At 73.0% G+C, this 8,183-nt stretch carries 10 protein-coding genes and 1 pseudogene; 1 reads left to right on the forward strand and 10 read right to left on the reverse strand.

Annotation, left to right across the window (positions count from 1 at the left end):
- The 10 genes and pseudogenes from hypB to VR44_RS30180 all read right to left on the reverse strand — a co-directional run.
- Nucleotides 1-832 (reverse strand): hydrogenase nickel incorporation protein HypB (hypB, locus tag VR44_RS30140; RefSeq protein ID WP_107072567.1); only part of this gene is annotated, 832 nt, incomplete at its 3' end.
- Between the two features lie 2 nt (nucleotides 833-834).
- Nucleotides 835-1,212 (reverse strand): hydrogenase maturation nickel metallochaperone HypA/HybF, encoded by a 378-nt coding sequence (locus tag VR44_RS30145; protein ID WP_045950790.1) that lies wholly within the window; start codon nucleotides 1,210-1,212, stop codon nucleotides 835-837.
- Between the two features lie 103 nt (nucleotides 1,213-1,315).
- Nucleotides 1,316-1,420, reverse strand: a complete 105-nt coding sequence (locus tag VR44_RS49255; RefSeq protein ID WP_384758133.1) for a DUF6893 family small protein — start codon at nucleotides 1,418-1,420, stop codon at nucleotides 1,316-1,318.
- Nucleotides 1,417-1,953: a hydrogenase maturation protease gene (locus VR44_RS30150; RefSeq protein ID WP_045950791.1), complete on the reverse strand. Its 537-nt coding sequence runs from the start codon at nucleotides 1,951-1,953 to the stop codon at nucleotides 1,417-1,419. The genes VR44_RS49255 and VR44_RS30150 overlap by 4 nt, the downstream gene beginning before the upstream one ends.
- Nucleotides 1,950-3,371 carry a hypothetical protein gene (locus VR44_RS30155; RefSeq protein ID WP_045950792.1) on the reverse strand — a complete coding sequence of 474 codons (1,422 nt, stop codon included), beginning with the start codon at nucleotides 3,369-3,371 and terminating at the stop codon, nucleotides 1,950-1,952. The genes VR44_RS30150 and VR44_RS30155 overlap by 4 nt, the downstream gene beginning before the upstream one ends.
- The gene (locus VR44_RS30160) at nucleotides 3,368-4,063 is read right to left on the reverse strand and encodes a DUF6084 family protein (RefSeq protein WP_045950793.1); all 696 of its coding nucleotides are present in this window, start codon (nucleotides 4,061-4,063) and stop codon (nucleotides 3,368-3,370) included. The genes VR44_RS30155 and VR44_RS30160 overlap by 4 nt, the downstream gene beginning before the upstream one ends.
- Nucleotides 4,060-4,695, reverse strand: coding sequence for a DUF5947 family protein (locus VR44_RS30165; protein WP_045950794.1), 636 nt, complete (start codon nucleotides 4,693-4,695; stop codon nucleotides 4,060-4,062). Before VR44_RS30165 ends, VR44_RS30160 begins: the two co-directional genes overlap by 4 nt.
- Nucleotides 4,692-5,219, reverse strand: coding sequence for a hypothetical protein (locus tag VR44_RS30170; RefSeq protein ID WP_045950795.1), 528 nt, complete (start codon nucleotides 5,217-5,219; stop codon nucleotides 4,692-4,694). The genes VR44_RS30165 and VR44_RS30170 overlap by 4 nt, the downstream gene beginning before the upstream one ends.
- Complete coding sequence (locus VR44_RS30175) at nucleotides 5,216-7,000, reverse strand: nickel-dependent hydrogenase large subunit (RefSeq protein ID WP_045950796.1); 1,785 nt, start codon at nucleotides 6,998-7,000, stop codon at nucleotides 5,216-5,218. Before VR44_RS30175 ends, VR44_RS30170 begins: the two co-directional genes overlap by 4 nt.
- Before the next feature lie 65 nt (nucleotides 7,001-7,065).
- A pseudogene (locus VR44_RS30180) lies at nucleotides 7,066-8,077 on the reverse strand (NADH-quinone oxidoreductase subunit B family protein).
- Between VR44_RS30180 and VR44_RS47715 the strand changes: the two are divergent.
- Nucleotides 7,998-8,183, forward strand: a 186-nt coding sequence (locus VR44_RS47715; RefSeq protein ID WP_245692510.1) for a hypothetical protein, incomplete at its 3' end; no start/stop codon positions are given. The pseudogene VR44_RS30180 and the gene VR44_RS47715 overlap by 80 nt on opposite strands.

Consider the following 8,183-nt stretch of genomic DNA (forward strand, 5'->3'; position numbering starts at 1 on the left):
CCCCGGGGCCGTCCCCCAGCCGCTCCGCCACCGCAACCGCCGCCACCGCCGCCGGGGGCTCCGCCGGGCCGTGGTGGTGCGTGTGGGGGTGGTCGTGGGTGGGGGTGTCGTCGTCGTGGGGGTGCGGGTGGTCGTGGGTGTGCGGGTGCCGGGACATCACCGGGTTGTGGGGGCGGGTGCCCCCGGCGATGGCGAGGGCGTGGTCCAGGAGGAGACCCGTGCCCTCCTGCGAGCGGGAGGAGGTGCGCAGGATCCGCACGCCGGGGTTGACGCGCTGGACGTTGGCGCGGAAGGCGGCCTCGTCGAACCCGACGGCCTCCGCGATGTCGGTCTTGGTGATGACCACCAGCTGGGCCGGCCCGAAGGCGGTCGGGTACTTCAGGGGCTTGTCCTCGCCCTCCGTCACCGAGGCCAGGACCACGCGGAGGGACTCGCCCAGGTCGTAGGAGGCCGGGCAGACCAGGTTGCCCACGTTCTCGATGAACAGGATCCGGGTGTCCCGCGGGAGCCAGCCGTCCAGGTAACGGCCCAGCATGTGGGCTTCGAGGTGGCAGAGCCCGTCGGTGAGGACCTGTTGGACGGGGACGCCCGAACGGGCCAGCCGGGTCGCGTCGTTCTCCGTCGCCAGGTCGGCCGTCAGGGCGGCCACGGGCACGCCCCGTTCCCGGGCGAGGGTCAGTTCCCGTTCCAGCAGGGCCGTCTTCCCGCTCCCGGGGCTGGACAGCAGGTTGACCACCGTCGTTCCTCGGGCGGTGAGTTCGGCGCGCAGCGCCTGCGCGGCGCCGTCGTTCTTGGCGAGCACCGCTCGTCGCAGGTCGGCCTCTCGGCACACGGTCAGGCCTCCTCGGGGATCGGTTCGAGGGCGTCGTCCCAGACCACGCGGCGGATCCGCAGTTCGCGCCCCGTGAGGAGCTCCACGGCGGTGGCCTTCCCGCAGCCGGGGCAGGACAGGTCGGGGGGCATGCCGACGGCCCACTCCCCGGTGCAGGACGCGCAGCGGGCGCGGGCCGCCACCCGGTGGGTGACGAGCTCGGCGCCTTCGAGGGGGGTCTCGGCGCGGGCCAGTTCGAAGGCGAAGGCCAGTGCGTCGGGGACGACCCCGGCCAGTTCCCCGATCTCCAGCTCCACCCGGCTCACGGAGCGTGCCGCTCCGGCCTGGGCCGCCTCCGCCACCTGGTCCACGACGGCCATGGCGATCGACATCTCGTGCATCGGACTCCGTCCTGCCGGGCCTCATTACAGCGGCAGGTCCGGGACGTCCGGGGCGGGCGCGCCGACGCGCCGCCCGCCCCGTACCCCGTTCGGACGCGGGGTGTCACATGCGGCGGATCCGCAGGTAGCGCTTGATGTCGGGGAAGGTCTGCGCGAGTACGACGGCCGCGGCCAGGGCCACGGCTCCGCAGAAGACTGCCTTCTTCATGGGGTTCTCCTCAGTTCGCACCGGTTGTCCGACTGCTGCCCGGCCTCCGCTTCCCCGGCCCGCAGGAGGTCCAGGAGCATCCGTACCGCTTGCGGCACCGCGGCGGCCACGGGGGCGCTCAGCCCGATGCCCTCGTCCACGCAGGCGGGTTCGCAGCCGACGACGTACGTGCGCCGGGGCGGGCTGGTGCCGGTGCCGGCGCACAGGGTGCTCAGCAGGCCGAGGACCGCGTCGGGGGTCATGTGGTGGCCGTCGAGCACGGGGCGGCCGCCGCCCGGCGGGGCGGAGCCGGGCGCCTCGATCAGGTACAGGGTGCCCGGGTCGCCGCCGCGTTCGGTGGCGTCGACCAGGACGAGGGTTTCGTAGCCGTCCAGGAGCTGGTAGGCGAGGTGCACCCCGCGCACGCCGAAGTCGGCCACCTCCACGTGGCCGGGCAGGGCGTGCGCGGACAGGGCCCGCACCGTCTCGACGCCGAAGCCGTCGTCGCCGAGGAAGACGTTGCCGATCCCGGCGATCAGGACCCTGCCGTTCACGGCTCCTCCAGGGGGGTCACCTCGTCGGGCTGGAAGTAGAGGAAGCGGCCCTGTTCGCGGCGGATGTCGGCGCCCGGGTCGCCCTCCACGGTCACGGCGAGGTGCACTCCCCCGTCGACGTCGTGCAGGACGGCCTCCACGCGTGCGGCCCGGCCCTGCAGGAAGAGGTCCTGGGCGTCGGTGCGCCGCAGGCCGGGGCGGAGCCGCACGCGGCTGCCGGGGCCCACGGCCGTCCCGTCGACCGTGACCCGGCCGGGCCCGGGCTCCTCGGCGCCGGCGCCGGCCGGGTCCCACCAGGGGGTGTCGGGGGTGAACAGGGCGTCCGGGGAGGGGGCTGCGGGCAGGCTCTCCCCGGTGGCCCCGCGCAGGGAGCGCACCGCTCCGTGGAGGCGTTCGAGCACCTCGGGCGGCAGGGAGTCGGCCAGGTCGACCACGGCGGCGGCGCGCGGGTCGGTACCGCGCGCCTCGCGCTTCTCCTCGTCGGTGAGGGCGGCGGTGCGCAGGGCGAGGATCTCGTCGATCTCGGTGGCGTCGTACATCGCCCCGGCGCTCTCGGGGGCGATGGCCGGGTGGTCCTCCAGGATGATCGGGGAGGAGAGGACCACGTCGGCGCGGCCGTCCTCGCCGGCCAGGACCGGCCAGGTGTGGAGGTTCGCGCAGGCGGCGACGGCGGGCCGGGCCCATTCGGGCGGGTCGGTCATGGACAGGAAGGAGCCCGGGGTGAGGCCCAGCAGGAGGTGGGCGGCGACCAGTGAGCGGGGCAGGGCCTCCTCCCGTGCGGCGGCGGGCTCGGCGGGGGTCCAGGGGCTGGTGTTCTCCACCACGGCGGTGAGCTTGAGGACGCGGTAGGGGCCGTCCAGTTCCTCGGCGCGCAGGCGTACGACGCCCTCGACCTCCTGGGTGCGCCGGACCAGGCGGCCGACGGTGCGGCCCCGGTCGTCGAGGACCGCTTCGGTGTCCTCGCGGGCGGGGCGGGTGAAGGGGAGGACGATCTCCTTCTGCGTCAGTTCGGGGACGGCGACGCGCAGTTCGACGCGTTCCTCGGTGCCCTCGTCCCAGGGGACGAGGACCCGGTCGGGCAGGTGGAGTGCGTCGGTGTCGGTGAAGGAGCCGTCGTCCAGGGCCCGTTGGACGGTGCGGCGCTGGGCGTGCAGGAAGCGCAGTTCGAGGGAGAGGGTCGCGGCGCCGCGCGGCTCCATCAGGACCTCGGTGCGCTGGAGGCTGTGTTCGCCCTGCGCGGGGGCCCAGGCGGGCGGGACGAGGACGCCGAACTGCCAGCGCATCCGGTTCTTGGCGGCGGAGGCCCGGTAGGGGTAGAGGACGTAGCCCTCGAAGAGGACGGCGTCCGCCACCTGGCGGGCCGCCTCGAAGCGGCGGCCGGAGCGGTGGGCGGTGGTGGTGGGGGCCGTCGTGGTCATGGGGCCGCCCTCTCGGTGACGCGGGGTGCGGGCGCCCCGGGCAGCGCGAGCGGGGGCGGGGCGGGTTCGGCGGCGTCCAGCAGGGCGCGCAGGGTGGTCTCCCAGGAGGCGAGGGCGTGGCGGGAGCGGTAGGCGAGCAGTTCGGCCATGGTGTCGCGGGGCAGCCGCAGCCATCCGCAGCCGGGGAAGTGCTGTTCGACCATCTCGTGCCAGACGGCGACGGGCATCCGGTAGGCGGCCTCGCGGTCCCAGGGGACGGGCTCGACGCGGAAGCCGCCGGCACCGGTGAAGGCGGTGCCGGAGAAGAGCAGCAGCAGCGGGACCTCGCCGTCCTGGAGGGCGTTGAAGTACCGGGTGGAGGCGATGTCCATGTCGTAGGTGCAGGGGACGACGAGGTCGGTCTCGGTCTCCCCGGTGAAGCCGGGCACCAGCAGGCCGACCTGGGCGAACTGCACGGGCCGCAGGGTGCTCCCCCAGCGGGAGCGGTCGCCGAACAGGTCGGCGAGGGCTTCGGCCTCGTCGGGGCCGTAGCCGCGGCGGGCCGGTTCGATGCGGATCTGGCAGCGCAGGGCGAGGGCGTGCACCCGGGTGGCGGGGGCCGCGGCGGTGATGCGCAGCCGCAGGACGAGGGTGGGCCCGGCGGCGTACGGGTCGGCCCGTACGCCGGTGCAGGCGAAGGTGAGGTCCGTCATGCGGGGCCGGCTTCCGCGAGGATCCTGGCGCGGGCCTCGACGCGGGCGAACAGGGCGTCGAGGGCGGCCCGGGCCTCGGCGCCGCCGTCGAAGCCGCGCCACGACAGCCGCATCCTGCCGACGAGTTCGTAGCAGAGGTCGATGGGGACCAGGTGGCAGGTGGTGTGGCCGGGGGTGTGGTGCAGCAGGAGGGCCTCCACGTCGGGTTCGAGGAGTCCGGCGAGCCGGCCGGCGCCGAGGACGGACTGCCAGGTGTCGGGGTCGAGTTCGCTCTCGGTGGCTCCGGCCGGGCTGGGGTAGAGGGCGACGAGACGGCCGAGGGCGGCGTTGCGGAAGAGGAAGGCCACGCCGACGGGGATGCGCAGCCGTTCCCAGGCGGCGTCGTCCAGTTCGTGGCCGGGGTCGGCGAGGTAGCGGTCGGGGACGGCCCGGTAGCGGCCGGTGCGGGCGCCGGGCCGGTCGAAGAGCAGGGCGCAGGCGGTGCAGGCGCACACCAGGGCCCGCTTCTCGGTCTCCACCAGGTGGCGGTGGCCGTCCGGGGGTACGGGCGTCCCGCAGAGTTCGCAGCTCTCGGGGCGGGGCGGGCGGGGGCCGGTGAAGCGGCGCAGTCCCCGGGGGCGGGGGCCGGTCACGGCACCCGGGCCGGGGTCTGCGGGCGGGTGCCGATCTGGAGCAGGGGCGGCGGGGGTGCGGCCGTCTCGATGTCCACGCCGGTCACCTCGGGGGCGAAGCAGGCCAGGGCGTCCTCGAGAGCCGCGCGGGTGGCGTCCGTACCGCCGGTCCCGCAGCCGCAGCCGGAGGCCGTGGCGGGGGCGGTGCGCAGCCGCAGGACTCCGGTGGCCTCGTCGAAGCCGAGGGGTTCGACGGGGGCGCCGGCGGCGCGCAGGGCCCGTTCGACGCGGGTGTGGACGTCCTCGGGGTGCAGGCCGTGCAGGGTGAGCAGGCTCGCCACCAGGTCGTCGTCCAGCAGCGGGGCCAGGGATCCGGCGCCGAGCCGTTCGGTGATCCGGGCGAGGCCGGCGCCGTAGAACTCCATGAGGACGCGGACGAGTTCCTCGGCGGCCGCGCAGGCGGCGCGGTCGCCCGAGGCGGCCAGCCGGTCGAGTACCTCCTCGACGCGTGCGCCCGCCTGCCGGGCGTCGGCGGCGGCGCTCATCCGCCGAGTCCGCTCAGGCCGGTGGGGACGTGCATGGTCTTCACGGTCTTCCCGCCGCCGACGTACATGTGGACCCCGCAGGGCAGACAGGGGTCGAAGCTGCGCACGGCCCGCATGATGTCGATGCCCTTGAAGTTCTCCGGGGGGTTCTCCTCGAAGATCGGGGTGTTCTGCACGGCGTCCTCGTAGGGGCCCGGGGTTCCGAAGGTGTCGCGGGTGCTGGCGTTCCACGGAGTGGGCGGGTAGGGGTGGTAGTTGGCGATCTTCCCGTCGCGGATGACCATGTGGTGGGAGAGGACACCGCGGACGGCCTCGGTGAAGCCGCAGCCGATGGACTGGTCGGGGACCTCGAACTTCTCCCAGGTCTGGGTGCGTCCGGCGCGGACCTCGGCCAGGCCCTGTTCGGCGCAGTGCAGGGCGATGCCGGCGGCGTACGCCTGGAAGTAGGTGCGGGCGCGGTTGCGTTCCAGGGCGTTGGACCACTTCGGGATCTTCCACTCGAAGGTGGTCTCCGGCTTGGTCATGGTGCGCGGCAGGGTGATCACCACGCTGTGGCCGGTGGCCTTGACGTAGCCGACGTCGACGAGGCCGGACAGGGCGGTGGACCACAGGCGGGCGATGGGGCCGCCGCCGGTGTCGAGCGGGAGGTGGTCCTTGCCGTCGAACCAGCGGGGGGACATGACCCAGCTGTACTTGTCGTCGAAGTTGCGCTTCTGCGGGGCGGGGATGGTGTGCTGGTTCCAGGGGTGGCGGGGGTCGACGGGGTTGCCGAGGGGGTCGTGGGTGACGAACTGCTCGCGGCCCTCCCAGTCGTCGTAGTACGAGCTGCCGAGCAGGATGCGGATGCCGAGGTTGATCTCGGTGAGGTCGTTGGTGACCAGTTTGCCGTCGACGACGACGCCCGGGGTGACGAACATCCTCCGTCCCCAGTCGGTCATGTTGGCGTAGGTGAAGTCGCAGTGCTCGGGGTCGTTGAGGGCGCCCCAGCAGCCCAGCAGGACGCGCCGGCGGCCGACCTCCTCGTAGCCGGGCAGGGCCTCGTAGAAGAAGTCGAACAGGTCGTCGTGGAGCGGGACGACGCGCTTCATGAACTCGCAGTACCGCATGAGGCGGCTCATGTAGTCGGTGAAGAGCTGGACGGAGGCGATGGTGCCGACGCCTCCGGGGTAGAGGGTGGAGGGGTGCACGTGGCGGCCCTCCATCAGGCAGAACATCTCGCGGGTGTAGCGGCTGACCTGGAGGGCCTCGCGGTAGAAATCGCCCTCGATGGGGTTGAGGGAGCGCATGATGTCGGCGATGGTGCGGTAGCCGTGGTCGCCGGCGTGCGGGGCCTCGGTGCGCTCGGCGAGTTCGAGGACGCCGGGGTTGGTCTCGCGGACCATCTTCTCGCAGTAGTCGACCCCGACCAGGTTCTCCTGGAAGATGTTGTGGTCGAACATGTACTCCGCCGACTCGCCGAGGTTGATGATCCACTCGGCGAGGTGGGGCGGCTTGACCCCGTAGGCCATGTTCTGCGCGTAGACGGAGCAGGTGGCGTGGTTGTCCCCGCAGATGCCGCAGATGCGGCTGGTGATGAAGTGCGCGTCACGGGGGTCCTTGCCGCGCATGAAGACGCTGTAGCCGCGGAAGACCGACGAGGTGCTGTAGCACTCGGCGACGCGCTTCTGCTTGAAGTCGATCTTCGTGTGGATGCCGAGGCTGCCCACGATCCGGGTGATCGGATCCCAGGCCATCTCGACCAGGCCGCTGCCGTCGCCGGCCGCGTTCGTCTTCGGTGCCATCGTCTGTGCCGTGACCCTTCGTTCGCTACGGAGTGGAGTGGGATCGGACCGGGGTGGGGGCCCGGTCACCAGGGCGGGCGGTAGCCGGTGGTGAGCTTGCGGCCGGCGTGCCGCCACTTGGGTTCCTGGTCGACGGTGTGCTGGGTGACGGCGCGGAGCCGGCGGATGACGGCCCCGTAGGCTCCGCTGGCCTTCGCGGACACCATGGAGCCGGGGGGCGCGTCCATGAACGGCATGAACTTGTCGGGGAAGCCCGGCATGGTGCAGGCGATGCAGATGCCGCCGACGTTGGGGCAGCCGCCGACACCGTTGATCCAGCCGCGCTTGGGGACGTTGCACTTGACGACGGGCCCCCAGCAGCCGAGCCGGACCAGGCACTGCGGGGAGTCGTAGCTCTCGGCGAACTGGCCCTGCTCGTAGAAGCCGGCGCGGTCGCAGCCCTCGTGGACGGTCTGCCCGAACAGCCAGGTCGGGCGGAGCTTGTCGTCGAGGGGGATCATCGGGGCCGAGCCCGCCGCCTGGTACAGCAGGTAGGTCAGGGTCTCGGAGAAGTTGTCGGGCTGGATGGGGCAGCCGGGTACGCAGACGATCGGGATGCCGGCCCGGGAGGTCCAGTCCCAGCCGAGGTAGTCGGGGACGCCCATGGCTCCGGTCGGGTTGCCCTCCATGGCGTGGATGCCGCCGTAGGTGGCGCAGGTGCCGATGGCGACCACGGCGAGGGCCTTGGGGGCCAGCCGGTCGATCCATTCGCTGGTGGTGATCGGCTGGCCGGTGCGGGGGTCGTCGCCGAAGCCGCACCAGTAGCCCTCGGGCTTGATGGACTCGTTGGGGATCCCCGACGACGAGCACGAACGGGTCGATCTCGCCGCGCTCGCCCTTGAAGAACCATTCGACGAAGGTGTCGGCGCCGCCGACGGGACCGCACTCGAAGTCGATCAGGGGCCAGTGCACGGCCACCTTGGGCAGGCCCGGCAGGGCGCCCGTGACGATCTCCTCGATGCTCGGCTGCATCGCGGCGGTGAGGGAGACCGAGTCGCCGTCACAGCTGAGTCCGGCGTTGATCCAGAGGATGTGGATCGTCTGGTCCTCTGCCGGGTCCGAGGTTGCTGCATCCATGCGGGGCCTCCTTGGAGGGGATGCTGAGGGGGGTGGGGAGGGGGCGGGCGGACCGCACCTCTTCCTT

The sequence above is a fragment of the Streptomyces katrae genome (assembly GCF_000966975.1).
Lineage (GTDB): Bacteria > Actinomycetota > Actinomycetes > Streptomycetales > Streptomycetaceae > Streptomyces > Streptomyces katrae.

Excerpts from the sequence above, each read along its gene's own strand:
- VR44_RS30145 (WP_045950790.1), bottom strand. The coding sequence starts at position 1,212 with ATGCACGAGATGTCGATCGCCATGGCCGTCGTGGACCAGGTGGCGGAG.
- VR44_RS49255 (WP_384758133.1), bottom strand. The coding sequence starts at position 1,420 with ATGAAGAAGGCAGTCTTCTGCGGAGCCGTGGCCCTGGCCGCGGCCGTC.
- VR44_RS30155 (WP_045950792.1), bottom strand. The coding sequence starts at position 3,371 with ATGACCACGACGGCCCCCACCACCACCGCCCACCGCTCCGGCCGCCGC.
- VR44_RS30160 (WP_045950793.1), bottom strand. The coding sequence starts at position 4,063 with ATGACGGACCTCACCTTCGCCTGCACCGGCGTACGGGCCGACCCGTAC.
- VR44_RS30170 (WP_045950795.1), bottom strand. The coding sequence starts at position 5,219 with ATGAGCGCCGCCGCCGACGCCCGGCAGGCGGGCGCACGCGTCGAGGAG.
- VR44_RS30175 (WP_045950796.1), bottom strand. The coding sequence starts at position 7,000 with ATGGCACCGAAGACGAACGCGGCCGGCGACGGCAGCGGCCTGGTCGAG.